The 26,101-nt window shown below is 64.8% G+C and carries 25 protein-coding genes and 1 pseudogene; 10 read left to right on the top strand and 16 right to left on the bottom strand.

The genetic code is table 11. The features are described 5' to 3' along the window. Nucleotides 1-15: 15 nt before the first annotated feature. The 5 genes from CAPP_RS02050 to CAPP_RS02030 all read right to left on the bottom strand — a co-directional run bounded on the left by CAPP_RS02050 (nt 16) and on the right by CAPP_RS02030 (nt 4,322). Nucleotides 16-1,074 carry an ABC transporter substrate-binding protein gene (locus CAPP_RS02050; RefSeq protein WP_076599195.1) on the bottom strand — a complete coding sequence of 353 codons (1,059 nt, stop codon included), beginning with the start codon at nt 1,072-1,074 and terminating at the stop codon, nt 16-18. A 34-nt stretch (nt 1,075-1,108) separates the two neighbouring features. After that, complete coding sequence (locus CAPP_RS02045; RefSeq protein ID WP_076599194.1) at nt 1,109-2,089, bottom strand: ABC transporter ATP-binding protein; 981 nt, start codon at nt 2,087-2,089, stop codon at nt 1,109-1,111. Beyond that, entirely contained in the window at nt 2,089-2,937 is an 849-nt protein-coding gene (locus CAPP_RS02040; RefSeq protein ID WP_143313866.1) for a hypothetical protein, read from the bottom strand. Before CAPP_RS02040 ends, CAPP_RS02045 begins: the two co-directional genes overlap by 1 nt. A gap of 127 nt (nt 2,938-3,064) precedes the next feature. Beyond that, nucleotides 3,065-3,397: a DUF3017 domain-containing protein gene (locus CAPP_RS02035; protein ID WP_076599247.1), complete on the bottom strand. Its 333-nt coding sequence runs from the start codon at nt 3,395-3,397 to the stop codon at nt 3,065-3,067. Between the two features lie 67 nt (nt 3,398-3,464). Next, a complete protein-coding gene (locus CAPP_RS02030; RefSeq protein WP_234958837.1) occupies nt 3,465-4,322 on the bottom strand; it encodes a bifunctional methylenetetrahydrofolate dehydrogenase/methenyltetrahydrofolate cyclohydrolase in 858 nt (285 codons plus the stop codon). A gap of 23 nt (nt 4,323-4,345) precedes the next feature. Between CAPP_RS02030 and CAPP_RS02025 the strand changes: the two genes are divergently transcribed. Beyond that, nucleotides 4,346-4,816 carry a tRNA (cytidine(34)-2'-O)-methyltransferase gene (locus CAPP_RS02025; RefSeq protein WP_076599191.1) on the top strand — a complete coding sequence of 157 codons (471 nt, stop codon included), beginning with the start codon at nt 4,346-4,348 and terminating at the stop codon, nt 4,814-4,816. Nucleotides 4,817-4,824: 8 nt separating this feature from the next. Here CAPP_RS02025 and CAPP_RS02020 read toward each other — a convergent pair whose 3' ends face one another. The 3 genes from CAPP_RS02020 to CAPP_RS02010 are packed head-to-tail and all read right to left on the bottom strand — an operon-like array spanning nt 4,825 to nt 7,635. Next, nucleotides 4,825-6,216 carry a PH domain-containing protein gene (locus CAPP_RS02020; RefSeq protein ID WP_076599190.1) on the bottom strand — a complete coding sequence of 464 codons (1,392 nt, stop codon included), beginning with the start codon at nt 6,214-6,216 and terminating at the stop codon, nt 4,825-4,827. After that, nucleotides 6,213-6,755, bottom strand: coding sequence for a PH domain-containing protein (locus tag CAPP_RS02015; RefSeq protein WP_412459494.1), 543 nt, complete (start codon nt 6,753-6,755; stop codon nt 6,213-6,215). Before CAPP_RS02015 ends, CAPP_RS02020 begins: the two co-directional genes overlap by 4 nt. Before the next feature lie 10 nt (nt 6,756-6,765). Continuing rightward, entirely contained in the window at nt 6,766-7,635 is an 870-nt protein-coding gene (locus tag CAPP_RS02010) for a cytochrome b/b6 domain-containing protein (protein ID WP_234958836.1), read from the bottom strand. 185 nt (nt 7,636-7,820) lie between these two features. Here CAPP_RS02010 and CAPP_RS02005 point away from each other — a divergent pair, with 185 nt between their 5' ends. Beyond that, entirely contained in the window at nt 7,821-8,210 is a 390-nt protein-coding gene (locus CAPP_RS02005; protein ID WP_200803273.1) for a hypothetical protein, read from the top strand. A 170-nt stretch (nt 8,211-8,380) separates the two neighbouring features. Here the strand turns inward: CAPP_RS02005 and CAPP_RS02000 are convergent, their stop codons facing one another. Further along, nucleotides 8,381-8,896 (bottom strand): glycosyl-4,4'-diaponeurosporenoate acyltransferase CrtO family protein, encoded by a 516-nt coding sequence (locus CAPP_RS02000; RefSeq protein ID WP_076599188.1) that lies wholly within the window; start codon nt 8,894-8,896, stop codon nt 8,381-8,383. A gap of 116 nt (nt 8,897-9,012) precedes the next feature. Between CAPP_RS02000 and CAPP_RS01995 the strand changes: the two genes are divergently transcribed. Then, nucleotides 9,013-9,339 (top strand): type II toxin-antitoxin system HicB family antitoxin, encoded by a 327-nt coding sequence (locus tag CAPP_RS01995; protein ID WP_076599187.1) that lies wholly within the window; start codon nt 9,013-9,015, stop codon nt 9,337-9,339. A gap of 383 nt (nt 9,340-9,722) precedes the next feature. Here the strand turns inward: CAPP_RS01995 and CAPP_RS01990 are convergent, their stop codons facing one another. Further along, nucleotides 9,723-12,872, bottom strand: coding sequence for an error-prone DNA polymerase (locus CAPP_RS01990; RefSeq protein ID WP_076599186.1), 3,150 nt, complete (start codon nt 12,870-12,872; stop codon nt 9,723-9,725). A 141-nt stretch (nt 12,873-13,013) separates the two neighbouring features. Between CAPP_RS01990 and CAPP_RS01985 the strand changes: the two genes are divergently transcribed. Genes CAPP_RS01985 through CAPP_RS01975 form a run of 3 tightly spaced genes read left to right on the top strand, consistent with a single transcriptional unit; the run spans nt 13,014 to nt 15,690 of the window. Beyond that, nucleotides 13,014-13,901, top strand: a complete 888-nt coding sequence (locus tag CAPP_RS01985; protein WP_076599185.1) for a MetQ/NlpA family ABC transporter substrate-binding protein — start codon at nt 13,014-13,016, stop codon at nt 13,899-13,901. After that, nucleotides 13,901-14,995, top strand: coding sequence for a methionine ABC transporter ATP-binding protein (locus CAPP_RS01980; RefSeq protein ID WP_076599184.1), 1,095 nt, complete (start codon nt 13,901-13,903; stop codon nt 14,993-14,995). Before CAPP_RS01985 ends, CAPP_RS01980 begins: the two co-directional genes overlap by 1 nt. Next, complete coding sequence (locus CAPP_RS01975) at nt 14,995-15,690, top strand: methionine ABC transporter permease (protein WP_076599183.1); 696 nt, start codon at nt 14,995-14,997, stop codon at nt 15,688-15,690. Before CAPP_RS01980 ends, CAPP_RS01975 begins: the two co-directional genes overlap by 1 nt. Here the strand turns inward: CAPP_RS01975 and CAPP_RS01970 are convergent. Then, nucleotides 15,677-16,585, bottom strand: coding sequence for a sucrase ferredoxin (locus CAPP_RS01970; RefSeq protein WP_076599182.1), 909 nt, complete (start codon nt 16,583-16,585; stop codon nt 15,677-15,679). The genes CAPP_RS01975 and CAPP_RS01970 overlap by 14 nt on opposite strands. Before the next feature lie 161 nt (nt 16,586-16,746). Here CAPP_RS01970 and CAPP_RS01965 point away from each other — a divergent pair, with 161 nt between their 5' ends. Next, nucleotides 16,747-17,502 (top strand): AMIN-like domain-containing (lipo)protein, encoded by a 756-nt coding sequence (locus CAPP_RS01965; RefSeq protein WP_143313865.1) that lies wholly within the window; start codon nt 16,747-16,749, stop codon nt 17,500-17,502. Between the two features lie 7 nt (nt 17,503-17,509). On the opposite strand, the gene CAPP_RS01960 is transcribed toward CAPP_RS01965, so the two are convergent. Together CAPP_RS01960 and imuA' are read right to left on the bottom strand one after the other, a co-directional pair. Further along, on the bottom strand, nt 17,510-19,081 hold the full coding sequence (locus tag CAPP_RS01960; protein WP_076599181.1) for a Y-family DNA polymerase: 1,572 nt from the start codon (nt 19,079-19,081) through the stop codon (nt 17,510-17,512). After that, entirely contained in the window at nt 19,082-19,819 is a 738-nt protein-coding gene (imuA', locus tag CAPP_RS01955) for a DnaE2-dependent mutagenesis accessory factor ImuA' (RefSeq protein ID WP_234958833.1), read from the bottom strand. A 133-nt stretch (nt 19,820-19,952) separates the two neighbouring features. Between imuA' and CAPP_RS01950 the strand changes: the two genes are divergently transcribed. The 3 genes and pseudogenes from CAPP_RS01950 (at nt 19,953) to CAPP_RS01945 (ending at nt 21,416) form a co-directional block, all read left to right on the top strand. Beyond that, nucleotides 19,953-20,363: a hypothetical protein gene (locus CAPP_RS01950; protein WP_076599179.1), complete on the top strand. Its 411-nt coding sequence runs from the start codon at nt 19,953-19,955 to the stop codon at nt 20,361-20,363. Between the two features lie 360 nt (nt 20,364-20,723). After that, nucleotides 20,724-20,882: pseudogene (locus CAPP_RS11160) on the top strand (PspC domain-containing protein); the annotation flags it as partial. Nucleotides 20,883-20,888: 6 nt separating this feature from the next. Then, nucleotides 20,889-21,416 (top strand): hypothetical protein, encoded by a 528-nt coding sequence (locus CAPP_RS01945; protein WP_234958832.1) that lies wholly within the window; start codon nt 20,889-20,891, stop codon nt 21,414-21,416. An 88-nt stretch (nt 21,417-21,504) separates the two neighbouring features. Here the strand turns inward: CAPP_RS01945 and guaA are convergent, their stop codons facing one another. The 3 genes from guaA to guaB form a co-directional block, all read right to left on the bottom strand. After that, nucleotides 21,505-23,094, bottom strand: a complete 1,590-nt coding sequence (gene guaA / locus CAPP_RS01940) for a glutamine-hydrolyzing GMP synthase (protein ID WP_076599177.1) — start codon at nt 23,092-23,094, stop codon at nt 21,505-21,507. Between the two features lie 193 nt (nt 23,095-23,287). Next, nucleotides 23,288-24,502 carry a GuaB3 family IMP dehydrogenase-related protein gene (locus tag CAPP_RS01935; protein ID WP_076599176.1) on the bottom strand — a complete coding sequence of 405 codons (1,215 nt, stop codon included), beginning with the start codon at nt 24,500-24,502 and terminating at the stop codon, nt 23,288-23,290. A 48-nt stretch (nt 24,503-24,550) separates the two neighbouring features. Further along, the gene (guaB, locus tag CAPP_RS01930) at nt 24,551-26,074 is read right to left on the bottom strand and encodes an IMP dehydrogenase (protein ID WP_076599243.1); all 1,524 of its coding nucleotides are present in this window, start codon (nt 26,072-26,074) and stop codon (nt 24,551-24,553) included. Between the last annotated feature and the right edge of the window lie 27 nt (nt 26,075-26,101).

Genomic DNA, 26,101 nt, shown 5'->3' with positions numbered 1-26,101 from the left:
TGCTACTTCGTGTGCTTAGAGGTAGCGCTCAGCGAACTTCTCGCGGAGGTCCTTGGACTCTTTGGAGATCGCTGCCCAGTCGTCGGAGATCTGCTCGATGTCCTCGAGCTTCGGGCCGTTTTTTGGCTCGACGTTCTTGTTGGCCGGAATCATGTTCTTGGATGCGGAGATCTGCTGCGCTTCCTCGGAGAACATGAAGTCGACAAACGCCTTGGCCGCGTCCATGTTGTCAGCGGTCTTCATAATCATGACCGGACGCGGGGTCACGGTGGTGCCGGAGGACGGGATGACGACCTCGATCGGCTCGCCCTTGTCCTTCGCGGAGTATGCGGAATAGTCGACGCCGCCAAGTACGATGCCCTTGGAGCCGGAGGTGACCTGGTCGAGAGCCGGGCCGTTAGCGCCCTGAACGATCATGCCGTTCTCGAAGAGCTTGTCGAACAGCTCCCAGGTCTTGTCCTCGCCCCACTCGGAAACCATTGCCGTGATCAGGTCGGCGGCGGTGCCGGACTCGCGCGGATCAGGCATGATCACCTGGTCCTTGTACTTCTCGTCGGTCAGGTCCTCCCAATCCTTCGGGGCCTCGGAAACCACGTCGGTGTTGGAGACGAGAGCAAGCGCGGAACCGTCGCGGCCGTGGAAGGAGTCATCCTCCGCATTCCACTTCTCGTTGGCATTGTCAATGTTCTCCGGCTTGTACGCCTCCAGGGAGCCAGCTTCAGACTGCTTGTTGGCGGCGCTCCAGGATGCGAGGTAGACGACGTCGGCCTGCGGGTTGCCTTCCTCAGCCTTGATCTTCGCGGTGACCTCACCGGTGGTACCGGCGAAGACATTGACGATCACGCCGGTGCGGTCCTGGAATTCCTTGACCAGTGCATCGGTCAGGCCCTGCGGGTTGGCGGAGTAGTAGTCGAGGGAACCGGACAGGCCCTCCGGCGCCTTCCACTGTTCAGCGGTGACGGTGTCGTTGTTATCGGCAGACGGCTCGGTGGTGTCGTTGGACTCAACGGAGCCGCAGGCGACGAGGCCAAAAGCGGCGGTCATGCCGACCAGAGCGGCAGCAAGCTTCTTCATGGGATGAAACTCCTTGATCAGGAAACGGGAAAATTTAGGAATGTGAGGTGACCGTCAGCAGGACGCTGTCGCCGCGGCCGAGTCGGTGCCGCGAATAGGCCAGCCAGGGATCTTGTGCACCGGGCACCACGCAGCGGACCTCGTAGCGTCCGCCGGTGAATTGGCTCTCCACCACCTCGCCGACGATGGAGTTCGCCGGAAGCGCGTCCGGTCGCTTTCCATCGAGCGGGGTGACCTCGAGATCTTCCGGACGGTTCGCCGGAAGGCTTTCGTGGGTGTTGGTGACGCCCACGAACCCTGCGACGAAGTCGTCCGCCGGGTGGTCGTACAGTTCAACCGGGTCGGCGAACTGGCAGACATTGCCTGCATTCATCACCGCGACGCGGTCCGACATGGCGAGAGCCTCGGACTGGTCGTGCGTGACGTAGATGACCGTCAGGTTCAGTTCATAGGCCAGACGGGTCAGCTCGGAGCGAATCTGGGTGCGTAATGCGGCGTCCAGCGCCGACAGCGGTTCGTCCATCAGGAGCAGCTCCGGATCAGAGACCAGAGCTCGCGCAATGGCAACGCGCTGCTGCTGGCCGCCGGACAGTTCGTTCGGGCGCTGCTCGGCTTTAGCGCCGATTCCCACCATGCCCATGGCTCGCGCAACGCGTTCTTCACGCTCCGCCTTCGCCACCTTCTGATTGCCGGTGGTCAGCGGGAACTCGACATTCTTAGCCACGGTCATGTGCGGCCACAAGGCGAGATCCTGGAACACCATGGACAGGTTGCGCTTGTTCACCGGGACATTGGTGTTCGGCCCGAAGACCTCACGGCCAGCAAACTCGATCGCGCCAGCGTCGGGTGTTTCGAGCCCAGCGATGCAGCGCAGCATCGTCGACTTGCCGCAGCCCGACGGCCCGAGGACGGAGACGAACTCGCCCTTTTCAATATCGAGCGAGGTTTCGTGGAGACCTGTGCCGTCCGGAAATTCGCGCCGAACCTCGCGCAAAGAAACCTGTGGGACAGCCATTACTGCCACCCACCCGCAAGAACGACCTGGGTCTTGAAAGCGTCCTCTTTAACCAACAGTCCGGCACGATCGAGCTCCTTAATGAGTTCGTCGCGCTTCCGTGCCGCATCTTTTCGGGAAGTCTCCTCCTCGGAGATCTCAACCCACGTGGTGCCACCGAAGCGAGCGACCTCGAGATCAGTTTTGATTCCGCCGATTTCAACCCGCCATGATTTCTGGCTGACGGTCTGGGACATCTTCAGATCTGAGCTTTCAAGCTTTCGCCCGGTAGTCTTCTGCATCTTGCCCGGCTCCGCATCAGTGACGATCGGTGCTGCGCGGTCAACGGTGGGAATCTCGCACTGCGCAGTCACGCACGTCGCTGTCTTTTTATTGCTGAAATCGAGGCTGGAAGAACGGTAGCTCGCGTTGACCTGAGCATCGTAATTGGTGTCGCTCGAATCAAAGCCTTTGTCCCTCGCCTCACGCAACCCATCCTCGACAACGTCCTTGGACAACGAGTTGTAAAAAAGCGGCTGACGGTACTTATAGGTCAAGTCGTAGTTTGAAGCGCTCTCTTTGTGGCGGAGACGGATGCTCCACCCATTCTTCGAGTAAAAACCATCCGCAGTATCGAAGTAGACGGCTTCTTCCGCCGAACCTTCCCCCAAGACCTTAAAGGAATCACGAAATTGCGCGCTCGGCTCACCATTGAAGTCGACTGCTTGCTCCGAGAGTCGCAGCTTGACCTGGTATTCAGGATCGGCGATTGGAGCAGCAACTGCTGCCGGAGACGAGCAAACAAAAAATGAGGCTACTAGTGCGCCAGCTACAGAACGATGAAACTTAGTCCGCTTAAGGTTTTGCACCGGACTGAAGTTAGGGGCAGTTCTTTACGTTTCTGCGGATTTAACATGAATTCCGTGTGAACAATCCCAAAATCCACGAATTGTGCGTTAGGCTCGTTTCCCTTGGTGAGCGGTTCACGCGGGCAACCTAGCTGCCCAGCGCGTCCACGGACACCGCGAGCCACACCAGCGCGGCGCCGGCGACTCCGGTGAACATCGCGTCGAAGCGGCGGGAGCGTACCGCCAACAGGCCCATCACTTGTGAGTCGCAGGTCAGGCGACAGGCGGTAAGCCACAGCATCGCGGCACCGAGGGTGAAGGTGGCGCGGCGCCAGTGCTCCGTCACCGCGAACAGGGTGGCGACAAGAAAACCGACGACGAAGAGACCCACCAAGATTTGCTGGACGCGCATCGGCAGCTTAGACGGCGCATTGCAGATGTCGTGCGGGTTGTCCAGGCTCGGCGGCACAGGGCTCTTCACCGCGGTCGAGCCGGACGCGGCGCGCGAATCAACTGCCGGAAACTCGGCGCGCGCCAGCGGGTCGTCGTTACTCGGCTGCTGCAAGCCGCTCGGCCCTCTCGACGATATTGCGCACCAGGAAGGTGCGGGTCATGGGGCCGACACCGCCCGGGTTCGGGGATACCCAGCCGGCCTTCTCCCAGACGTCGGGGTGGACGTCGCCGGTGGTCTTGCCGTCGACACGCGAAACGCCCACGTCGAGCACGGCCGCCCCGTCCTTGATCATGTCGGCGGTGATCATGTGGGGCTTGCCGGCGGCGGCGATGATGACATCGGCGCGGCGGGTCTCGGCGGCGAGATCCTTCGTGCCCGTGTGGCACAGCACCGCGGTGGCGTTGATGTCGCGCTTGGTCAGCATGAGGCCGATCGGACGGCCGACGGTCACGCCGCGGCCGATGACGCAGACGATCGCGCCGTTCAGGTCCACGCCGAAACGCTCCAGCAAAGCGAGCGAACCGTTCGGGGTGCACGGCAGCGGCGCGGGCTCGTTGAGAACGAGGCGGCCGAGGTTGACCGGGTGGAGGCCGTCGGCGTCTTTGTCCGGGTCGATGAGCCCCAGCACGCGGTTCTCATCCAGGTGCTTCGGCAGGGGCAGCTGCACGATGTAACCGGTGACGGCGGGATCGTGGTTGAGCTCGTCGATAAGCTTGTCGAGCTCTTCTTGCGTCGTGTCCTCGGGGAGCTCCTTCATGATCGACGCGATGCCCAGCTGCTCGCAATCCTTGTGCTTCATGCGCACGTAGTTCTGGCTGGCGGGATCCTCGCCGACGAGCACCGTGGCCAGACCCGGCGTGATGCCCTGTTCCTTGAGGCGAGCAACGCGCTCGGCGAGGTCCGCGAAAATCTCCTCGCGGTAGAGTTTTCCGTCCAATTTGATCGCAGTCACGCGCACCATTCTAGACTTGCGCCGTGACTGACCTCCACGTCATCTTCGACAACCCCGTCATCCCGCCGAATACCGGCAACGCGATCCGCATGTGCGCGGGCACGGGCGCGACGCTGCACCTCGTGCGCCCCTTAGGCTTTTCGCTTGACGACAAGCACTTGCGCCGCTCCGGGCTCGACTACCACGATCTCGCTCACGTCGTGGTCCACGACGACATCGACGCATGCTTCGCATCGCTTATCGATGCCCGCGTTTTCGCTTTCACCACCTCCGCCACCCGTCACTACACCGATGTGGCATTCCAGCCCGGCGACGCCCTGCTGTTCGGGACCGAGCCGACCGGTCTCCCCCATGAGCATTCACACCACGAGCGAGTGACCGGCCAGCTCCGAATCCCGATGCTGCCCGGCCGACGCTCCATGAACCTGTCCAATTCCGCCGCCGTGGCCACCTACGAGGCCTGGCGTCAGCTGGGCTTTCCTGGCGGGGTGTAGGTTTCCCGCTAAGGCTGGTCCAGCGGCGGGAGCTCGCGCGCACTGAGCTCTGCGACCACAGCCCACGCATCGGCGGTATCGAGGTCGCGCGCGGTCATCTTCACCGGCCCCGGCACGAGGTCGAAGCGGACGTGCGCCAGATCCATCATGCGCTGCACCGGCCCCTGGCGGTAGGTGATCTCCTGGATGTGGGAGACATCGATGAATTCACGCCGCCGGCTGAGCAAACCGTGGCCGGTGGTGGCCCATGTGCTCTGGTCGGGGGCGGGGTGGATGGATAAGGCTTGGCGGGAGGCGTCGATAGGCGACGGGATGCGTGCGCGCTTCGGTGAGCAGAGATCCCATTTGGGTGTGGTGACGTGCTCTGGAGTAAGGGGGCTGATCGCGGTGACCAATGCGATTGCTTGGTCGTAGGAGCCGACCGGCAAGAGGCGCGATGTGCCCGACTGTTTATTTGATTCGCTGCCGTACCCGGCGATATTCACCGCCACGGCCCACCACCCGAACGGCCGCCACAGCATCGGCTGGGACACCCTGATCGCGTGAACGCGGTCGAGCGGCACCGCCTGGCTGCGGCGGTTGGCCAGCCCGTACGACAGGTGCACGACCTCCCCGTCCAGCGTCGCGGTGTAGCGCCAGGACTGGTCGATCTGCTGCCAGATCTGCGGAATGAAGCCGACCAAAACCGGGACAACCACGGCGAAGGTGACCTCAGTGAGGACCGGCAGCAACGACATGCCGACGGTGAACACCGTGGACAGGCGCAGCGCCGCACCGGCGAGCGAGCGGGCGACCGGGATCGGCGGGATGAGAGCGGGCGCGGCCGGCGTGGTGTTGCTGTCGGCGCCGCTGGGCTCCGCCGCGGCTTCTGCCGCCTCAGCCGGCGACATCTCCGCATCCGGCCCCTGGGCGGCGATGCGGCCGAGCAACTCACGGCGCAAGTCTTCTGCTTCAGTGCGCGCGACATAACCAATTTCGATGGCGGAATCGGATCCGCCGGCCGCTTCAACCCGCACGGCGGCGAGACCGAACAGCCGGGGCGCGAACGGCTCGATGACGTCGACGGCCTGAATGCGGTTGTAGCGGGTGGCGCGGACTTTGGTGGTGATCAAGCCGCTGCGGAGCTCCACCTCGTCGTCGCCAAGCCTGAATCCGATGCGGGACCACCACAGCTGGGACAGGGCGAGCGCCAGCACAATGACGACCACAATCACGCCGAGAACCTGCGCCATCTCCACCCGAGACCATGATTCCCCAGTGCTGCGCTGCAGACCTTCGAGCAACGTGGTGGTGAAGTTGAAGACCAGAAGTGTGGCCAATGCAGCGGCGATAGCCCAGGCGCGGAGGAAGGGGGTGAGGCGGTGGACGCGTCGATAAGCGAATGCGTTGGGGGACGTCACAGGCCGCTCATCCGCTCGCGCGCGTTGACGGCGAGGCGCTCGCGCAATGCGTCGGCCTCTGCCGCTTCGAGGCCGGGGATTTTCGCGTCGGTCGAGGCCGACGCGGTGTGGAGCGTGACGGCTTTGAGGCCGAGCGGGCGCGTGAACGGTCCGGTGGTGACGTCCACGAATTGGATGCGGCCGTACGGCACGACCGTGAATGTCTGATTGATCTTGCCTTTGGAAATCAGCAGTTCATTGTCCGTTTCCAACCACCCGATATTGCGCACGCGCAGCGGGATCATGACGGTCTGGAACACGAACCACACGCCCGTGGCCGCCGCGCCGGTCCACCACCAGCCGCCGAGCGCGAATTGCGCCGCGAGGAAGCCGCCCGCGATGGCGAGCGCCCATAGTGTCTGCGCGATCAAGCGCGCCGCGATGAGCTTCCGGGAGACCGGGTTCATCGCGGACGCGGAGGTGGGCAGGGCGGGCGCGGGGGCGCCGTCAAGCGCGTGCCTGGAGCGGGCGGGCGGGCGCGGCTCGGACAGTTGCTCCATGGGCGCTACCCTACCGCGCGGTGACCTCGCCGAACTTGCGGGCCACGGGCGCGAGCACTGCCGGCTTCGTGGCCACCCACGCGCCCGCGATCACGGCAAGCGAGACCGCGAAAATGATGAAACCGAGCCAGTTGTCCGCGTACATCTCCGGGTCCACATCACCGCGCGCGGCGTACATGTTGTTCATGTTGCGCAGCACGCCTGTGGCCAGCACCAACACGACGTGGATGACCACGAACAGCACGAAGTAGATCATCACCGGGAAGTGAATCTTGCGGGCCGCGGCCGCCGGGAAGATGTTGTTCGCCGCCTTCCACTCGTTCTTCCACCAGTGGCTCATGCGCACGCCCGACGCGATCGCTAGCGGCGCCGCGATGAACACCGTGACGAAGTACGACAGCTGCTGCAACGCGTTGTAATTCACCCACGCGTTCTCCGTCGGCCAATCCAGGCTCAGGTACTGCAGGCCCGCCGACAGCGCGTTCGGGAATACTTCCCAGCTCGTCGGCACCACGCGCATCCACTGGCCTGTCGCTGCGAGAAGCACCACGAAGATCACGCCGTTGACGATCCACAACACATCCAGCGCCAAGTGGATCCACAACGTCAGGCTGATCTTCTTCCCGCCGCGCTTCGGCCGCCAGTACGCGTCCGGTTTGCGCTGCGTGCGCACCTGCCAACCCGTCTTCACGATCAACGCCATGAAGAACATATTGAAAAAGTGCGACCAGCCGACCCACGCCGGCAGCCCCACCGGCGCATTCTCCGGCAGCGGGTTCTCGCCCGGGTAGCGCGCCAGGAAGTCCTGCCCCGCACCGCTTCCCAGAAATGCCCTCGACGCCACGACAGCCAGCGCCAACAGCACGACCGCGCCCAGCACGCCGAACAGCGCTAATCGACGCCAACCCTTGCCTTCCCCCTGCGAGTTGGCTTCCGGTTTCTTGGCCGCCGGTTTCTTGGCCGCTTCCGGTTTTTTCGCTGCGGGTTTATCCGCGTTGCCCGGTTTTGTAGCGGCGGGTTTCGCGGCCGCTGGCTTTGCGCTTCCCGGCGCGGCCGGAGCTGCTGGTGGCTTCGGCGCAGAAGCTCCCGGTGCAGCAGGTGCCGCAGGCGGTTTCGGAGCTGCGTCTCCAGGTGCAGCTGGTGCCGCAGGCGGTTTCGGCGCCGCATTTCCAGGTGCGGACGGTGCCACCGGAGGTTTCGGCACGCCAGCGGCGGGTTCCGCAGACGGTTTCGGCGCTGCGGGCGGTTTCGGTGCTGCCGCAGCCGGCGGAGCCGGGACAGCCGCGCCCGGCGCGGATGGAGCCGCTGGCGCTACAGGCGGCTTCGGTGCGGCAGGGGGCTCAGGTGTGGCAGCACTCGGCGCGGACGGAGCCGCTGGCGGCCGAGGAGCTGCCGGGGCTACCGGCACCGCGGGAGCGGCGGGTTGCTTCGGCGCTGCGGGAGCCTTCGGAGTAGAAGCGCCTGACGCCTGGGGTGCTGCGGGAGCCCCGGGCGCTGCGGGCGGCTTGGGCGTTGCCGGAACGTCGTGGGGCGATGCTGCCTTCGGAATATTGTTGCTAGTCATCGCTGCTTAGATTATCCAAGCCGGTCAGCTGGGTGGAATCTCGCCTGGTGCGGTGAGGGGTTTAAATTCGCCCGAGTTCCCGCCAGCGAGTCAGCACCCGGACTTGCAGCAGTACTGGATAAAGGTGGCCGAACACGCCGATGAGCAAGAGGACCAGCGACACCACCCATCCACCGGCAATGCCTGCCCAAATGGCAGCGACGATGTGAAGCAGCAGCGCCCACGTGTGGCCAGCGGCGGACGCTTGGACAGGCCGTGAATTCCTGATTGTCCTGTTTGCGTCAGATTCACCGGATTGCTCGTCGCGCAGTGCGATGATCAGCCGGTTCCAACCGACTGCGGAGAGAAGGGAGTTGAAGAGGGGGAGGCAGAGGCGTCGATAAGCGTTGTGCGAGAGCGACAAACGATCCCACAGTGAGCGCGGGACGTGGCGCTCGAGAGAATCGCCGGCGAAAGGCGCGAGCCCGAAGCCGAGGAGAATGGCTGTGATGGCAAAGCCCGCGGAGTTAGCACCCACCGACGTGGCCACAATGACGAGACCGAGAACCGCAGCGGCCGTGGCGAGCAGTGCGATCATTGGGTTTCAACTCCTATGGGTATCAAACAAACGATACGGTACTATATTTGGTACCACCCAGACATGGGGTCAAGTATCGAAGAGATCTTGAGAAAGATGCGCTCGAACCCATTCACATGAACGCTGACAAATACACCTATCAGGTTGGCTGGTCCCAGGAGGACGAGCAGTTCGTTGCAACGGTCCGGGAGTTCCCGTCGCTGTCCTGGCTGGAAGATTCCCGAGACGCCGCCGAAAAAGGCATCCTTTCCCTCGTCGAGGAGGTTTTGGCGGACCTTTTAGAAAGCGGCGATCCAGTCCCACAACCGCTTGGGATGCGTGAGTTCTCCGGGCGGTTCAATGTCCGCATTTCACCGTCGCTCCACCGGAAGCTCGTTGACGAAGCTGAAAATGAGGGGATCTCGCTCAATGCCCTCGTGACCCAAAAGCTGGCCTCTGCCTGAGGCTGAGAAAAACATCTGGAACGCACCAACGGGTGAATCTGTTTACATCAGCACGATCTTGCTAAATGCCGAAATCGCACTGACCTTTCCTTATAAAACATGTCGCACATGGGGCATGTAAACAGATTCACCGGTCGGTAGAGACCGACCACCGCGAACGCTCCAGGCAGCACCGGCGCGGCGGGCGCAGCAAACGAAGTGGGAGCCGCCAGCGCGAGAACCACGGTGGATCTGCTTTACATTTGGGTCCTCTGCCCTGCATAGTGAAAATCTCCCGACATGGGCTTATAAGAAATGACACACTTTGGGAATGCAAAGTAGATCCACCTGCCTGCAAGGGCCAACCAGACTCGCCTCCTTCTAAGATCTTCCCCGAGCACGCGCTACCGGAAATCGCGGGAGCCGCGGCTGAGCCACTCCCCCATCTCAAGAGGCTCGAGCTTGTCGGCGAGGACGCTGACGGCACCGGAGGCATTCTGGACAATGCCACGGACGATGAGGGCCTTGGCGGTGCGGGCGAGAATCTTCTGCCGGTTCCAGAGGCCTTTGGGAATGATGATGTTGGTCAGGCCGGTCTCGTCCTCCATGCCGAGGAAGGTGACGCCGGCGGCGGTGCGCGGGGCTTGGCGGTGAGTGACCACGCCGGCGACGCGGATGCGGGTGCCGTCGGGGACGCGTTTCAGGTCGGCGGCGGTCACGACGTTGGCGCGGCGGAGGGCCCCGCGCAGCTTCTCCATCGGCATGAACCCCGGGGTCACACCGGTGGCGGCGATGTCGGCGGCCATGAGTTCGAAAGAGTTCATGCCGGGCAGCGCGGGGGCGCCGATAGCTGAGAGGCCCGGCAGCATACCGTCGCGTTCGGTGGCGGCGACGCCGGCCTGCCAGAGGGCCTGACGGCGGTCCACACCAAAACAATCTAAAGCCCCAGCTCGGGCGAGGGCTTCGACGTGCTCGACAGATAAATCAGCACGGCGGGACAGGTCCGGAATGCCGGTGAAAGTGGCACTAGCCTGGGCCGTTTCAATCCTTTCAGCAGCTTTCGCCCCCAGCCCTTTGATCAGGTTCAGCCCGACACGGATGGTGCCGGAGTCGATGCATCGAGCTTCAACGCCCGAGGCGTTCACGTCGACAGGCAGGACGGTGATGCCGTGGCGGCGGGCGTCCTGGATCAGGGACTGCGGGGAGTAGAAGCCCATCGGCTGGGCGCGCAGCAGGCCGACGCAGAATTCGGCCGGGTAGTAGCGCTTGAACCAGGCGGAGAAATACACCAGCGAGGCAAAAGACTGCGAGTGGGATTCGGGGAAGCCGTAGGCGGCGAACGCCACGATCTTCTGCCATAACCGGTCGGCCGTGGCGTCGTCGATCCGGTTCGTGGCCCAACAGCCATCGAAGAATCGCTGGCGCAGCGCCGCCATTTTCGCGGGCGAGCGTTTGGAGCCCATGGCGCGGCGCAGAGAGTCAGCCTCAGCGCCGGTGAAGCCGGCGGCATCGACGGCGATCTGCATGAGTTGCTCCTGAAACAGGGGGATGCCGAGGGTCTTGCCCAGGGAGCGTTCGAGCACGGGATGCTCGTAGTCGACAGGCTCGAGCCCGTCGCGCCGGCGCAGATACGGGTGCACGGACCCGCCCTGGATCGGGCCGGGCCTGATCAGGGCGACCTCGACGACGAGGTCGAAGAACCGGCGCGGCTTCAAGCGCGGCAGAGTGTTCATCTGCGCGCGGGACTCGACCTGGAACACGCCGACGGCGTCGGCGCGGCAGAGCATCTCGTACACGCTCGGGTCGGCGAGATCGAGCTCCCACAGGTGGACCTCGCGCCCGGTGGTCTCGCGCACGAGGTCGATCATGTGGTGCAACGCTTCGAGCATGCCGAGGCCGAGCAGGTCGAATTTGACCAGGCCGGCAGCGGCGCAATCATCCTTGTCCCACTGCACAACGGACCGTCCTTCCATGCGCGCCCATTCGGTGGGCACGACATCGGCAATGGGCCGGTCGCAGATCACCATGCCGCCGGAGTGGATACCCAGGTGGCGGGGTTGACCCTTGAGTTGCGCGGCCAAGGTCACGACGCGCTCTGGAGGAGAGGCGATGCCTTTGGACCACGCGTCGGCAGCACCTTGCGGGTAGCCGAGCGCGCGGGCGGCGTCGCGGACGGCACCTTTGGTGCGGTAGGTGATCACGTTCGCCACCTGCGCGGCATTCTCGCGGCCGTAGGTCGCGTACGCGTACTGGATGACTTCTTCGCGGCGGCCGGATTCAATGTCGATGTCGATGTCGGGTGGGCCGTCGCGGTCCGGCGACAGGAAGCGCTCGAAGAGGAGACCAGCGGAAATCGGGTCGACATTCGTGATCCCGAGCGCGAAACACACGGCGGAATTCGCGGCGGATCCGCGGCCTTGGCACAAAATATTGGACTCGCGGCAAAACGAGACGAGGTCGTCGACGATCAGGAAATAACCGGGAAAGCCGAGTTGCTCGATGATGCGGAGCTCGTGGGCGATCTGCGCGCGGGCGCGTTCGCGCACGTCGTCAGGGCGGGAGGCGTAGCGTTCGCGGCCGCGCTCTTCCACGAGTTTCCGCAACCAGCTCATCTCGTCGTGGCCGTCGGGGGTGGGAAACCGCGGCAACTGCGGCACGACGAGGTCGAGGGTGAAAGCGCATTGTTCCGCCAGTTCAACGGTGAATTCGAGGGCATCGGCGCAGTCGGGGGCCATGGCCAGGAGCTGCTCGCCGGAGCGCAGCCAGTTCGCGCCCATCGGGTGCACGTCGCGGTACGAAGAAGCAATCGCTTGACGACGCCCCAATGCCCTCTTCGCCCCCGCCAACCTCGCCCGCTCCCGTGTGGCCGCACCGGGAGCAGCAGTAATGATGGCCGGGATCTCGGGATGGGCGCGCAGAGCGGCGTGGCGGTCAGCGTCTTCCGGGAGCATGGAAATCTCGAATTCCCTGACCGCTCGGTCTAGTCCAAAGAATTCGATCAGATCATCGATGCGGTCAGCCCAGCGCCACCCAGCAAGGGCAATGCAGGTGCCGTCCAATTCCGCGGCAATTTCGTGCAGCGGCGGGTAGCACAGCACGCCCTTCTCCCCTCCCGCCATGTGTGCACGGGCCATGAGCCGGGACAAGCGGCGGTACCCCTCGGGGCCGCGGGCGATGAGAGGAAGGGGCGGGGCGTCGATAAGCGAAAGCTCCGCGCCGAAGACGGTGGGCATATCAGCTTCGGCGGCCGCTTCGGCGAATTTGACCGCGCCGTAAAAACCATCCCTGTCCAGCACTCCGAGAGCGGAAAGGCCGAGTTCTCGCGCGCGTGCGACGAGTTCTTCCGGTTCACTCGCACCACCGGCGTCCGACAGAAAGCTATACGTGGATACGGCGTGGAGTTCGGCGAACGGCACGGTCGGCCGGCCCAGCGGAATGCGCTCGCGGGCCGGTTCGCGGGTGTGGTCGACGGGGACGGGCACGGGGCCGGGGCGGCCGGAGAGTACGCGCTCCAGCCGCGACCAGGACAAGCCTTCGCCACCACGGAAATCCACGCCACAACAATAGCTCCGCTCGAAACTGTGTTCCAATCACCGTTTCATTGGGGCGAACCCAAACTAGACTAAGCGGTACACACGGTGTTACATTCTTTTCACATTCATTTCCCGACGAACAAAGAAAGAGCAGGAAGCGACATGCGCCTCAACCGTGTTATCGCAACCGCAGCAGCCTCCATCCTGGCGGCTACCGGACTGGTTGCGTGCTCCGATTCCGCCGACAACACCGCAGGCGAGGGCGGGGACGACAAGGTCATCCGCATCGGCACCACCGACTCCGACCAGAAAGCTTGGTCTGTGTTCGTGGACAAGGCGAAGGAAGAGGGCATCGACCTCGAGCTCGTCCCCTTCACTGAGTACACCCCGGTGAACCCGGCGCTGGCCGAGGGCCAGATCGACCTCAACAAGTTCCAGCACATCCTCTACCTGGCCCAGTACGAGGCATCCTCCGGCGAGGACCTGCGCATCGTCGGCTCCGCCGAGATCAACACTCTCGGCCTGTTCTGGAAGGACCATGACTCCCTCGACGGCATCGAAGGCGAGAAGATCGCCATCCCGAACGACCCGTCCAACCAGGGCCGCGCCATCAACGTTCTCGTCCAGGCTGGCCTGGTCAAGGTCAAGGAGGGCGCCGACGAGCTGAACCCGACCCCGGCAGACATCGACGAGGAAGGCTCCAAGGTCGAAATCACCCCGGTCGACGCATCCCAGACCCCGACTGCCTACAACCAGGGCGACCCGGCGATCATCAACAACAACTGGCTCTCCCGCGCCGGCATCGACGCGTCCACCGCTGTCGCTTCCGACGACCCGAACTCCGAGCTGGCTGAGCCGTACATCAACATCTTCGCTGTCCGCGCCGAGGACATCGACAACCCGACCTACGAGAAGCTCGTCGAGATCTGGCAGACCCCTGAGGTCACCGACGCTCTGAACGAGGACTCCAACGGCACCGCCGTCCAGGTCCAGAAGTCCAAGGACGAGCTGAACGAGATCCTCGACCGCCTCGTGGAGGAATCGAAGTAATGGCCGCTAAAGCCGGCACCCGGATCGAATTCCGGGACGTGAACAAGGTGTTCCGGTCCGGAAGGAAGGGCCCCGACGTCGTCGCGTTGGACAACGTCAATCTCACCGTTGAACCGGGCGAGATTCTGGGCGTGATCGGTTACTCGGGTGCCGGCAAGTCCACGCTCGTGCGCATGATCAACGGGCTGGACACCCCTACCTCGGGCCAGATCCTGCTGGACGGCACCGACATCGTCGGCATGCCGGCCAAGCAGATGCGCGAGGCCCGCCGCAATATCGGCATGATCTTCCAGCAGTTCAACCTGTTCTCGTCGCTCAACGCGGCGGGCAATATTGAGTACCCGCTGAAGATGACCGAGATGAGCGCCGCCGACCGCAAGGCCCGCGTCGCCGAATTGCTCGAATTCGTCGGCCTCGCCGAGCGCGGCACGAACTACCCGGAACAGCTCTCAGGCGGCCAGAAGCAGCGCGTCGGCATCGCCCGCGCGCTCGCCACGAGCCCCTCGCTGCTGCTTGCCGACGAAGCCACCTCCGCCCTCGACCCCGAGACCACCCAGGAAGTCCTGGCTCTGCTCAAGGAAGTTAACGAGCGCACCGGCATCACGATCGTGGTGATCACCCACGAGATGGATGTCATCCGCGCCATCGCCGACAAGGTCGCCGTGATGGAGAACGGCAAGGTCGTCGAGCACGGCTCGGTCTACCAAGTCTTCTCCGACCCGCAGACCCAAGTGGCGCAGCGATTTGTGTCCACCAGCCTGCGCAACACCCCGTCGGAAGCCGAAGAGCGCGAGCTCATGGACAAGGAAGGCCGCCTATTCACGGTCGATCTGACTGCCGAATCCGGCTTCTTCTCCGCAGCCGCGAAGCTGCAGGAGCGCGGTGTGAGCCTCGATGTGGTCCACGGTTCCGTGACCACACTGCAGGACCACTCCTTCGGCAAGATGACCGTCCGTCTGACCGGCAACCAGGAAGTCATCGAGGACTTCTACTCCACTCTGCGCCAGACCACCACGATCAATGAGATCACCTCCGGCAGCGCAGCTGCCGGATCCACGGCCCTAGGCGCAGCAACGAACGGGGAGGCTCACTAATGACTGCCACGAACCAACTGCTTCTCGCCGCCGGCGAGGTCGACTGGGACCGTCTCGGCCCCACCTACCTCGACGCCATCAGCGACACACTGTTCATGGTGATCATCACCATGATCGTGGGCGGCTTCTTCGGCCTGATCATCGGCCTGTTCCTGTACACCACCCGCCAGGGCGGAGTGCTGCAGAACAAGGTCGTCTACTGGATTCTCAACATCCTGGTGAACTTCTTCAGGCCGATCCCGTTCATCATCATGATCGCCATGCTCTACGCCGTCACCCTGGCGGTGGTGGGCACCACGATCGGCCGCGAGGCCGCCACCTTCGTGATGTGCGTGACAGCCACCTTCACCGTGGCCCGCATCGTGGAGCAGAACCTGGTGGCCATCGACCCGGGCGTGATCGAGGCGGCCCGCGCAATGGGCGCCGGCCCGTGGCGCATCATCCGTACCGTGATCATCCCGGAAGCGCTCGGCCCGCTGATTCTCGGCTTCACCTTCATCTTCATCGCCGTGATCGACATGTCCGCCATGGCGGGCTACATCGGCGGCGGCGGTCTAGGCGACTTCGCCATCGTCTACGGCTACCGCGCATACCAGCCGGAAGTCACCTGGGTCGCTGTGATCACCATCGTGGTCATCGTTCAGCTGGCGCAGCTTTTGGGCAACTACCTCTCGCGCAAGGTCATGCGCCGCTGATAGAACTGACAGCCCAGTACGAACCGGTCTTCGGTTCATCGCCGCAGGAGGACACCACTCCTGCGGCTTCTTCTTTGCGCAGGGAGACGGTGAAGGTGCGGGCAGAGGAGGCGTCGACAAGCGAAATGCTCGCTGTGTCGTCACCGACCTCGGAGTTGTCCATCGACAGTTGACCGTAGGAAACGTCCGCGCCCTCGCGCTGAAGGTGCGCCGCGACGGCGATTTCCGCGGCCTGCTCGGGCGGGGTGAGGGTGCCCCGGCCGCGATTGCCGGGAACGAAATACAGCGCGCGCATCGCGGCGGCGAGCATCGCCTCAGTGGCCTCGATATTCATGCGGCCGAAGCTGTAGCCCCACGGCATGAGCAGCAGCGCGGGTGCGAAACGGTGGCCCTTGACATGGGAGGTCTCCCACACGACATCTCCCGTTTTCTTGAACGGGTAGCGGCGTTCCAGCTCGCTGACCAGCGGGCGGCCCTTCACTGCGCAGCAGCGGTCGCGCTTCGCATGCGTGCACACGAGCAGCAGCGGCGCGATGCGCGTCTGCCCGCCATTCTTGCCCGGGCCCGAAAGATCGAGCTCCAGGATCGCCTCCGGGCCGTCGACGTGGAGAACTTCGGTGACCCCGATATCGGAGAACACAATGTAGAGATGGTTGTCATCGATATCGCGCCCCTCGCGCGTGGGATGACGGATGAGCTGCAGCGACGCGCTCGACTCCTTCATCTTGGCCTTCAGCTTCGCGGTCAGCTCGTCGCCAAAGGTGTCGCCGTCCAAAATGTCATGGCTCCACGGTCCCGGGTACTCGAAGAGCACATAGACACCCGCTTGCTTCGCAGTGCCGGGCAGGGGCTCAACTTCCACATCAGAGCACAACGTTCGGCGGTCGACAGACATGCTTCTAAGGGTAGCCTATCTTTCCAATACGGTTCAAAGCAGCTTATCGACGCTTCCCCTCCCCCACCCCGCAGCTTGGCCCCGGTCACTTTTTCATCTCAAAGCCCTGTGACCCGTGAATAAATTTCGTCTTGTGCTCGATCGTGGTTAACCTAGTGTCCGTGTCCAAATTCGCCCTCTCCCCGAACCCCCGGTTTTCCGGCGGTGCCGGTTCCACACGCGCAGCCGCGGCCGTGTCGGTCGCCGCGCTTGCTGTAGCGACCCTTTCCGGATGCGGAACCGTCGGTGAGGGAGGCGTCGTGCAAAGTGGCGCCGAACCCGCTGGCGCCGACAGCGTTGTCGCTGGCCAGACCGAAGAACTCCAAGCAGGCAAGACGCTCAACGAGGCTGGCAGCCTCAGCGGAAACGGCAAAGACCGCAGCGACCGTGATCGTGGGCGCGATTCAGACTCGGACGCGAAACTCGCCAGCGAGAAAGGCCACCTGGACGCGGCCAACGAGTCACCCAAGACCACCCGCCCCAGCGCTCCGAGCCGGCTCGCCGTGACGGGACTCGAGGTCGAAGAGCACGATGGTTTCGACCGCGTCATTGTGAGCCTCGACGGGGACGGCGAACCCGGCTGGTTCGTCGACTACTCCTCCTCCCCCGTCCAGCAGACCGCCGGGGCCCCGCTCGAGGTGGAAGGCTCCGCATTCCTCAAGGTCAATATCGACGGCACCGTCTACCCTCAGGACATCGGCCGCAACGATGTCGAAGCCAACCACGCTGAGGGCTCCGGCTCCGTCGTCGAGGTCCTCAACGCCGGCACCTCCGCCGGGCGCAGCCAGATCGTCATCGGATTGAAGAAGACCGCGCCATACACCGTGCAGACGGTCTACAACCCGACGCGCCTGGCCATCGACATCGCACGCTCGTAGCGGCGTTCTAGCTGTACATCGCTTCCACCCTCCATTTCCGCTTCGACCACAGCAGCAGCCACGCCACCGGCCCGCCGCCGCCTTCCCGCTCGCCCACGACCTGCAGGCGCGCGACTTTCTGGGGGTGCTCACCCCACCAGCCTTGATCGACAGGCCACGGCCCGGCCCACCCCGTGATCAGGTAGTGGCTGCCGCCCCAGCTCAACGCGTACGGCGTAGTGCTGAGCAGCGCTTCAGCCGTGACACCCACCGGGCGCGCAGCATCGTCGATCATGGTGATCTTCGCCGCCGGGTGGTCCACACCGCCGCCGATCCGCGCCGGCAGCGGCGGCGGGATCGCGCCCGGCCACGACGCAGACGCCGGATCTGCCCCGTCCGGGGACTCCGGATCGTGCTCCCCGAACGGGACGAGCGCGATACGTTCTGCCACACCGCGCCCACCGACGAACCGGGGCTGCAGCACCGCATCGATGCCCAGCGCCGACTGCACGCGCTCCGCCGCCCGGCGGGCCTCGCCTGCGCCCGAACCGCCCGCGCCCCTGCCCCAGAGATGCCCAACGGATTCCGGCTGCGCGAGCTCCAGTGGCTCCAGGACGAGCGATGTGATCGTGCCCGCTCCCCCGCTGGTCAGCCACCCGTCCAGCTGCCAGCGCACACGGTCTGCCGTCGCTTCTTCTGTGAGCGCCTCACGTGTGCGCCAGATGCGCTCGACAACCGTTCCGTCGGCGAGCTCCGCTTTCACCTTCAGGCGCAGGCAGTTCTGTCCCGCCTCCGCCAACCGCTCGTGCAGACTCGCGGCCAGCGCCCGGGCGGCGAACGCCGCGGCATCCACACGGTCGATCGGGTCCTCCGGAGTGACCGCCACCGATAAGTCCGCCGCGGGAAGCTCCGGGGCGACCCGCCGGTCCGGCGCGGCGCGGGCAATGCGGTGGCAGGCCATCCCCGCTCGGCCGAACCGGGTGGACACCGCCGTCGACGGTAAGCATGCGAGATCGCCCAGCGTGCCGACGCCCAACTGGTCCAGCGCCTTCACCGTCTCCACGTCCGCGCCCAAACTGGTCTCTGCCAGCAGCACATTCAATGGTTGGGAAGCAAGGAATGCCGCCGAACCGCCTGGCTGAACCACCGCGGACGACCGCGCCGCGATCAACGCCGTGGCGATCTCGTCCGCCACGCCGGCGAAGGCGTCGATGCCGCGGCGGGCTGCTGCGTCAATAAGCATCTCAGCCGCTGTTTCCTCGCTGCCGTGGAACGTGCCCGCAGCCGCGATATCGACAACCACGAGCCCCGGACGCAGCACCTCCACCGACGCCGCGACATCGTCGAAGCTCGCGGCGAGCGCGGTGAACATGCGGCCGTCGCGGTCCGGATTGTCGTCGACGACCGTCAGCTCTGGGCACACCGACTGTGCATGGCGCACCTTCATGCCGCGGCGAATCCCCAACGCGCGGGCGCGGTGCGAGACCACCTTGATACGGTGCTGCGCGCCGATAGCCAACGGTTCTTGCAGCTCGTCGTCCGCGTCCAGCCGCGCGGCCTGCACCGGCCAATCCGGGAACCACACCGCCGCGACGCGCATCTAACGCACCACCTTCAGCGCTGGATGGCCGGCGGTCTCTGCCGCCGTTTCCGCGGCGGCCTGCCCCACCGTGATCGTCGCCGACGCCGGGTGTGTGCTCTTCGACTGCGCCCGCACGCGAATGTCCACGCCCGTGATCCGACCTGTGCCGCGCCCGATACCGTGGAAAGACTGGATATCTCCTACGACGGTGAGCGCCGGCGACGGGACAGTCGCGCCGACCATCATGAGCGCAGCTCTGCCTTTGCGCAGCTTGCCCAGCAACGGGCGGCACCGCACCGGCGAGAGCGCGAGCTGCACCGGCGAGCGGTACACGACCAAGTCCAGCCCCTCGGTGAGCACCGCCGCGATCCCCAACGGGTCCGCACCCGGGTCCGGTACCGCAATGATCCGGTCCAGGTGTTTCCGGTCGATCCCGGCGTACGACAATTCCGGCCAGCCCACCACGCCCGCATGGCCGCCTTCTTCCACCACGTGCAGCAGCATCTCCGCGACGAGTGCCGGCGTATCGCTCATGTGTGTGACTGCATGACGCGGCAAACCGCCGCCGGGCAGGATGAAACGGAACTGCTCACCCAGCCCCAGAACATCCTCGCCGGTCGCGACCTCCTCCCCGAAACCGGCAAAGCCGCTGCCACCACCAGGAACTTCGCCACCAATCTGCGCCATCTTGGAGCGGAGCTCAGCGATCTGTTCGGCGCGCGCACGACCGGCGGGGGCCGCCGGCATTACCGACATGCCCACCTCCGGGACCGCCTTACGAACACTTGTTCCACTCACGGACGTTGATTATGCTCGCCGGCCGAACCAAGGTCAATTGAAAATATCGAACATATTTTCTGCCAGCGACAGTGTGGTAGCGTCCACCCCTATGTATGCCCACGATGTCCGCATCCGCGTCACCCCGATCCCTACGCCAGCGCTTGTGCGGACAATGGGCACCGCAGGTGTCGCCGGTTCGATCGCCGTCATGGTCTCGCAGCTCGCGGTCGGCCCAAAGGTCCTGATCGCCCTCGGGTGCGCCATTCTCGCCGTGGCCGTCACGCTGCTCCACCCCTACCGGGCGGAGATGCGGGCTTACGCGGAAGAGAAGCGAGTGTCGACGGTGCCGTCGATAAGCATGCTCGTCCCCTTGATGCTCTGGTGGCTCGCGCTGATGCTCGCACCGCTCGCGCAGTGGCCCGCGTGGGGCGTCACGCTCGCATTCCTGATCGTGGCGGGCGCAGCGTGGATACTGTACCCGCATGTCGACGGATCACGCCGCCTTGCGTACGCGGACTAGTAGCTCACGATATGTAACACAAAACCTGAATCCGTAGGCCCTAGACGAGCGGAACCGGGGACTTAAGTATGCACCCCAGTACACAAATGAAGCCGCCGTTCAGGATTCAGGAACAAACCCGAAAACAGCAGCGGACAGAACCGGAAGCGTGGGCGAGGATCGGCAGCGGCGAACCTCGCCGACCAGCGATTTCAAACGATCCGGCGAGTTTACCTGCGCGAGCAAATTCAGGTTTCATGTGAGGATCTCTCGCCCCCACCCCACGCCCAGGTCATCCGACCAGCTAGCCCTGACCGCAAAATGCATGTTTACGGCATCTCTGCTGCCAGGCTAGTTGTGAACCAGTTGTAGTGGAAGGTTGTGGTTTTCTGCGCGGCAACGTCTCAACATAGGCGAGATCCAGCGCCTTGCGAAGGAATTGGCGCACGTTACCGGATCGATCCCACGATCGTCCGCATCGCGTTCACCGTCCTCACGCTTCTCGTCGGCGGCGGCTTCTTCATTTACCTCCTGTGCTGGTTCCTCATGCCACGGATCGGTACCGCGTCCTCGCCAATGAACGCTGCGTTCACCGCGAACAACCAGATGACTGAGGCGGAAGCGAAGGAACAGAGCACTGGCTGGCTTCTGCTCCTCGGCCTGATCATCTTCTTCCCGTCAATCACCTTGGGCACCCGTTTTGGTGTCACGCTGGCATCGCTGACCGGCGTGCTGCTCGCTTTCCTGGCTTGGTGGATCCTCCACAACAACACCCCCGTGCCGCCGGAGGGTTGGAACATTCCGCCTGCTGCTGGTGGGGCTGGCGGCTCTGGGAGTGCGCAACCACAGCCGAATGCCGGCGGCCCCCAGCCGCAGCCGCCGGCTGGTAGCGGCCAGGCACAGGTGCAGCAACCTCAGCTTCAACCGGAGCATAACTTCGGGCAGCAGCCTCAGGCACAGCCGCAGCCGCAGCAGCAGCCAAATGGCTTCAACCAGCAACGACCACCGGCAGACGGTGATCAGCCGGACGGTGGCGTTAATCCGTATTCACCGCAGAACAACCCGTACGCCTAGATTCGGCGCAAGTAGGCCCTGAGGACGGAGTTTGACTCAGGCGGGTGAGCTGGCTAGCCGGGCTGGGATTGGTGCTCTGGTAAAGTTCCTACTCCCACTCGATCGTGGCCGGCGGCTTGGACGTGATGTCCAGCACGACACGGTTGACGTCTCCAACCTCGTTGGTGATGCGGGTGGAGATGGTCTCCAGCACCTCGTAGGGGATGCGGACCCAGTCGGCGGTCATGGCGTCCTCGGAGGCAACCGGACGCAGGACGATCGGGTGGCCGTAGGTGCGACCGTCGCCTTGGACGCCGACGGAGCGGACGTCGGCAAGCAGGACGACGGGGCACTGCCAGATCTGGTCGTCGAGACCGGCCTTGGTGAGCTCTTCACGAGCGATGGCGTCGGCGGCGCGGAGGGCCTCCAGGCGTTCCTCGGTGACCTCGCCGATGATGCGGATGCCCAGTCCCGGGCCCGGGAAGGGCTGACGGTTGACGATTTCCTCGGGCAGGCCGAGCTCGCGGCCGACGGCGCGGACCTCGTCCTTGAACAGGAGACGGAGGGGTTCGACGAGTTCGAATTCGACATCGTCGGGCAGGCCGCCGACATTGTGGTGGCTCTTGATGTTGGCGGTGCCGGCACCGCCGCCGGATTCGACGACGTCCGGGTAGAGGGTGCCCTGAACCAGGAACTGGACATCCTCGCCTTCGAGGACACCGGCGACAGCACGCTCGAAGGAGCGGATGAACTCGGCGCCGATGGCCTTGCGCTTCGCCTCCGGCTCAGTGACGCCGGACAGCTTGTTCAGGAAGGCCTCGCGCTCGTCAACGGTGACCAGCTTGGCGCCGGTGGCAGCGACGAAATCGGTCTCGACCTGCTTGCGCTCGCCCTGGCGGAGCAGACCGTGGTCGACGAAGACGCAGGTGAGGCGGTCACCGATGGCGCGCTGCACCAATGCTGCGGCGACAGCAGAATCCACTCCACCGGACAGGCCGCAAATGGCGCGGCCGTCGGGGCCGATCTGCTCAGAGACGGCGTCGATAAGCTGCTCTGCGATATTGGACGCGGTCCAGGTCTGCTCGAGGCCCGCGATCTCAGTGAGGAAGCGCGTGAGCACCTCCTGGCCGTGCGGCGAGTGCATGACCTCCGGGTGGTACTGGACGCCGGCCATGCACTTGTCGGCGTTCTCGAACGCGGCGACGGGAGCGCCCTCGGAGGAGGCGGTGACCTCAAAGCCCTCCGGGGCCTCGGTCACGGAATCGCCGTGGCTCATCCACACCGGGTGGTTAGCCTCAAGGCCGTCGTGGAGGATACCGCCCCGGACGTTCATCGCGGTGCGGCCGTACTCGCGGGAGCCTGTCTTGGCGACGGTGCCGCCGAGCGCCTGCGTCATGATCTGGAAGCCGTAGCAAATGCCGAACGTCGGCAGACCGAGCTCGAAAATGGCCGGATCGAGCTGGGGCGCGCCGTCCTCGTACACGGACGAGGGGCCGCCCGAGAACACGAGCGCGACCGGGTCCTTCGCCTTGAGCTCTTCAGCCGTGATCGTGTGCGGCACGACCTCGGAATAGATGCGGGCCTCACGCACGCGGCGTGCGATGAGCTGCGCGTACTGAGCGCCGAAGTCCACGACGAGGACCGGGCGCGGGTGCGCGTTGGCGGGTGGGGTCTGATCAGGCGTAGTCGTCGATGTCACGGTACGCATTTTAACCCATCGACGCGGTGCTGCTATCGGCGCGGGCGGTGTTGAGTTGCATCAGCCAAACCGCATGAACTTCCCTGTATGAACCGAGTGGGCACCGGGTGGGATCATGCGGCGCGCGCAACGGCGGCGCAAGCAGAGGGCGAGCCGAGGACGCACAAAGGACGAGCAGCAGCGCGCTGAGCGCCTAGCTCGACAGCGTGATGCCGACTTTCTGGAAGCTCTTGATGTCGGTGTAGCCGCACTTGGCCATCACGCGGCGCAGGCCACCGGCGAGGTTGTGGCCGCCCCAGGTGCTGGTGCTGGGGCCGTGGAGGATCGTTTCCAGGCTCGGGCTATTGCTGCGGAGCTGTTTCAGGATGTCTTCGGTAGCCGCCGCATCGTCGAGGCCCCAGCCGAAGCTGAAACCGCCGTCAGCGCGAGCGATCACACCGCGCGGGAAGCGCGGGTGCGCGGCCTGCGACTGCCAGTAGTAGCCGCCCGCAGCGGCCTGGGACGCGGCTGCCAGGGGCGCGCCGAGCATGACGGAGTCTGCGCCGCAGGCGACAGCTCGGGCAATATCGCCGCTGGTGTGGATCTCCCCGTCAGCGATGATGTGGACGTAACGGCCTTCCGTCTCGTCGAGGTACTCGCGGCGGGCGGCGGCGGCGTCGGCAATCTGGGTGGCCATGTGGGTGCCGATACCGAGTGCGGCGTCCGAGGTGGTCGCGCCCTGGCCCACGATGATGCCGGCGGCGCCGGAACGCATCAGGTGCAGCGCAGTGGTGTAATCGGCGACGCCGCCGGCGATCACGGGCACGTCGAGGGAGCCGATGAACTCCTTGAGGTTGAGCGGTTCGCCGCCTCCCTGGACGTGCTCGGCGGAGATGATCTCACCCTGGATGAACAGGATCTCAGCGCCGGCTTTGACCACGACGGGAGCGAGCTCACGGGCGTGCTGCGGGCTCACACGGACGGCGACAGTGACGCCCGAGTCGCGGACCTGCGCGATCCGTTCAGAGAGCAGGTCGTGGTCGAGCGGGGCGGCGTGGAGTTCCTGGAGGGTCCTCACGGCGCTGTCCTCGGCAGAAGTCCCTCTCTTGCCGGCGCTCTCTGCATCGAGCTCGGCCTTGATCACTTTGGCAATAGCGCCGTCGAGATCGGCGTGGCGGCCCCAGAGACCCTCGGCGTTGATGACGCCGAGACCGCCCTGCTTGCCCATCTCGATGACGAATTCGGGGCTGGCCAGAGCGTCGGTGGGGTGGGAGGCGAAGGGGATGTCGAAGGTGTAGGCGTCGATATGCCAGCTCAAGTCCACGTCCTTGGAGGAGCGGGTGCGGCGGGCAGGCACGATGGCGATGTCCCGCAGGTAGTACGCGCGGCGGGCCTCGCGGCCGATGCCGATCTCGACGTAGTCACGCATGGTGTCTTCCTTCTTTGTCGACGTGGGGAACGTGAGCGAAAGCGCTGCTTAAGCGCGGTAATTCGGCGCCTCGACGGTCTGGGTGATGTCGTGCGGGTGGGACTCGCGCAGGCCGGCGGTGGTGATCTGGACGAATTGCTTCGTCTTCAGTTCCTCGATCGACGCGGAGCCGGTGTAGCCCATCGCCGCGCGGAGGCCGCCGACGATCTGGTGGGTGATCGAGTCGATCTCGCCGCGGTACGGCACGCGGCCTTCGATGCCCTCCGGAACGAGCTTGTCTTCGCTGGCGACGTCTGCCTGGAAGTAGCGGTCCTTGGAGAAGGAGCGCTTCTCCCCTGTCAGGCCGCGCCCTTGCATCGCGCCCATGGAGCCCATGCCGCGGTAGCGCTTGTACTGCTTGCCGCCGACCACAACAATGTCGCCGGGGGCTTCAGCGGTGCCGGCGAGCATGGAGCCGAGCATGACCGAGGAGGCGCCGGCGGCGAGCGCCTTGGCCACGTCGCCGGAGTGCTGCATGCCGCCGTCGGCGATGACGGGGACGCCGGCCTTGTGGGCGGGGACGGAGGCTTCGAGGATCGCGGTGATCTGCGGGGCACCGACACCGGCGACGACGCGGGTAGTGCAAATGGAGCCTGGGCCGATGCCGACCTTGATGCCGTCGGCACCAGCGCCGATCATTGCCTGAGCGGCTTCACGGGTGGCCAGATTGCCGCCGATGACGTCGATGCGGTCGCTGAAGTCGTGCTTGACGCGGCTGACCATGTCCAGGACGCGGTTGTTGTGGGCGTGCGCGGAGTCGACGATCAGGGCGTCGACGCCAGCCTCGACGAGCAGGCCGGCACGCTCGTAGGCGTCTTCGCCAGTGCCGATGCCGGCGGCGACGAGCAGACGGCCCTCAGCGTCCTTGGAGGCGTTCGGGAACTGCTCCGTCTTCACGAAGTCCTTGACGGTGATCAGGCCGGTGAGCTTGCCGGCATCGTCGACGATGGGGAGTTTTTCCACCTTATTGGAGGACAGGAGGTTCAATGCCTCTTCCTTGGACACGCCGTCGTTGGCGACGACCAGCGGCATCGGGGTCATGACCTCGGAGACGGGGCGGTTGAAGTCCCGCTCGAAGCGCATGTCGCGGTTAGTGATGATGCCGGTGAGCACGCCATTGCCGTCCACGACCGGCAGGCCGGAAATGCGGAAGCGGGCGCATAGAGCGTCGACGTCGTTAAGCGTCATCTCCGGCGTTGCCGTGACTGGGTCGGTGACCATGCCCGACTCGGAACGCTTGACCACGTCGACTTGCTCGGCCTGGTCCTGCGCGGACAGGTTGCGGTGCAGCACGCCGATACCGCCCTGGCGCGCCATCGCGATGGCCATGCGGGATTCGGTGACGGTGTCCATCGCTGCCGAGGCGACCGGGATGCCGAGCTTGATGTTGCGGCTGAAGTTCGTGGAGGTGTCAACCTGGCTGGGCACGATGTGCGACTCGGCTGGCAGTAGCAGGACGTCGTCAAAAGTCAGGCCGCGGAAAGCGACCTTGTTCGGATCGTCTCCGCCGGTATGGATTCGCTCGTTGGACATGATCACTCGCTCCCTTTCTCCGCTGCG

It is taken from the genome of Corynebacterium appendicis CIP 107643 (genome assembly GCF_030408415.1).
GTDB classification, from domain to species: domain Bacteria; phylum Actinomycetota; class Actinomycetes; order Mycobacteriales; family Mycobacteriaceae; genus Corynebacterium; species Corynebacterium appendicis.
This window is presented reverse-complemented; position numbering and strand designations above follow the sequence as displayed.

What these genes read in the sequence shown, in the direction of transcription:
- CAPP_RS02015 (WP_412459494.1), bottom strand. Translation starts at nt 6,755, where the DNA reads ATGGAGCAACTGTCCGAGCCGCGCCCGCCCGCCCGCTCCAGGCACGCG.
- CAPP_RS02045 (WP_076599194.1), bottom strand. Translation starts at nt 2,089, where the DNA reads ATGGCTGTCCCACAGGTTTCTTTGCGCGAGGTTCGGCGCGAATTTCCG.
- imuA' (WP_234958833.1), bottom strand. Translation starts at nt 19,819, where the DNA reads ATGTCGGTAATGCCGGCGGCCCCCGCCGGTCGTGCGCGCGCCGAACAG.
- CAPP_RS02050 (WP_076599195.1), bottom strand. Translation starts at nt 1,074, where the DNA reads ATGAAGAAGCTTGCTGCCGCTCTGGTCGGCATGACCGCCGCTTTTGGC.
- CAPP_RS01970 (WP_076599182.1), bottom strand. Translation starts at nt 16,585, where the DNA reads ATGTCTGTCGACCGCCGAACGTTGTGCTCTGATGTGGAAGTTGAGCCC.
- CAPP_RS01980 (WP_076599184.1), top strand. Translation starts at nt 13,901, where the DNA reads ATGGCCGCTAAAGCCGGCACCCGGATCGAATTCCGGGACGTGAACAAG.
- CAPP_RS01960 (WP_076599181.1), bottom strand. Translation starts at nt 19,081, where the DNA reads ATGCGCGTCGCGGCGGTGTGGTTCCCGGATTGGCCGGTGCAGGCCGCG.
- CAPP_RS01950 (WP_076599179.1), top strand. Translation starts at nt 19,953, where the DNA reads ATGTATGCCCACGATGTCCGCATCCGCGTCACCCCGATCCCTACGCCA.
- guaB (WP_076599243.1), bottom strand. Translation starts at nt 26,074, where the DNA reads ATGTCCAACGAGCGAATCCATACCGGCGGAGACGATCCGAACAAGGTC.
- CAPP_RS02000 (WP_076599188.1), bottom strand. Translation starts at nt 8,896, where the DNA reads ATGATCGCACTGCTCGCCACGGCCGCTGCGGTTCTCGGTCTCGTCATT.
- CAPP_RS01945 (WP_234958832.1), top strand. Translation starts at nt 20,889, where the DNA reads ATGCCACGGATCGGTACCGCGTCCTCGCCAATGAACGCTGCGTTCACC.
- CAPP_RS01995 (WP_076599187.1), top strand. Translation starts at nt 9,013, where the DNA reads ATGAACGCTGACAAATACACCTATCAGGTTGGCTGGTCCCAGGAGGAC.
- CAPP_RS01935 (WP_076599176.1), bottom strand. Translation starts at nt 24,502, where the DNA reads ATGCGTGACTACGTCGAGATCGGCATCGGCCGCGAGGCCCGCCGCGCG.
- CAPP_RS01975 (WP_076599183.1), top strand. Translation starts at nt 14,995, where the DNA reads ATGACTGCCACGAACCAACTGCTTCTCGCCGCCGGCGAGGTCGACTGG.
- CAPP_RS01985 (WP_076599185.1), top strand. Translation starts at nt 13,014, where the DNA reads ATGCGCCTCAACCGTGTTATCGCAACCGCAGCAGCCTCCATCCTGGCG.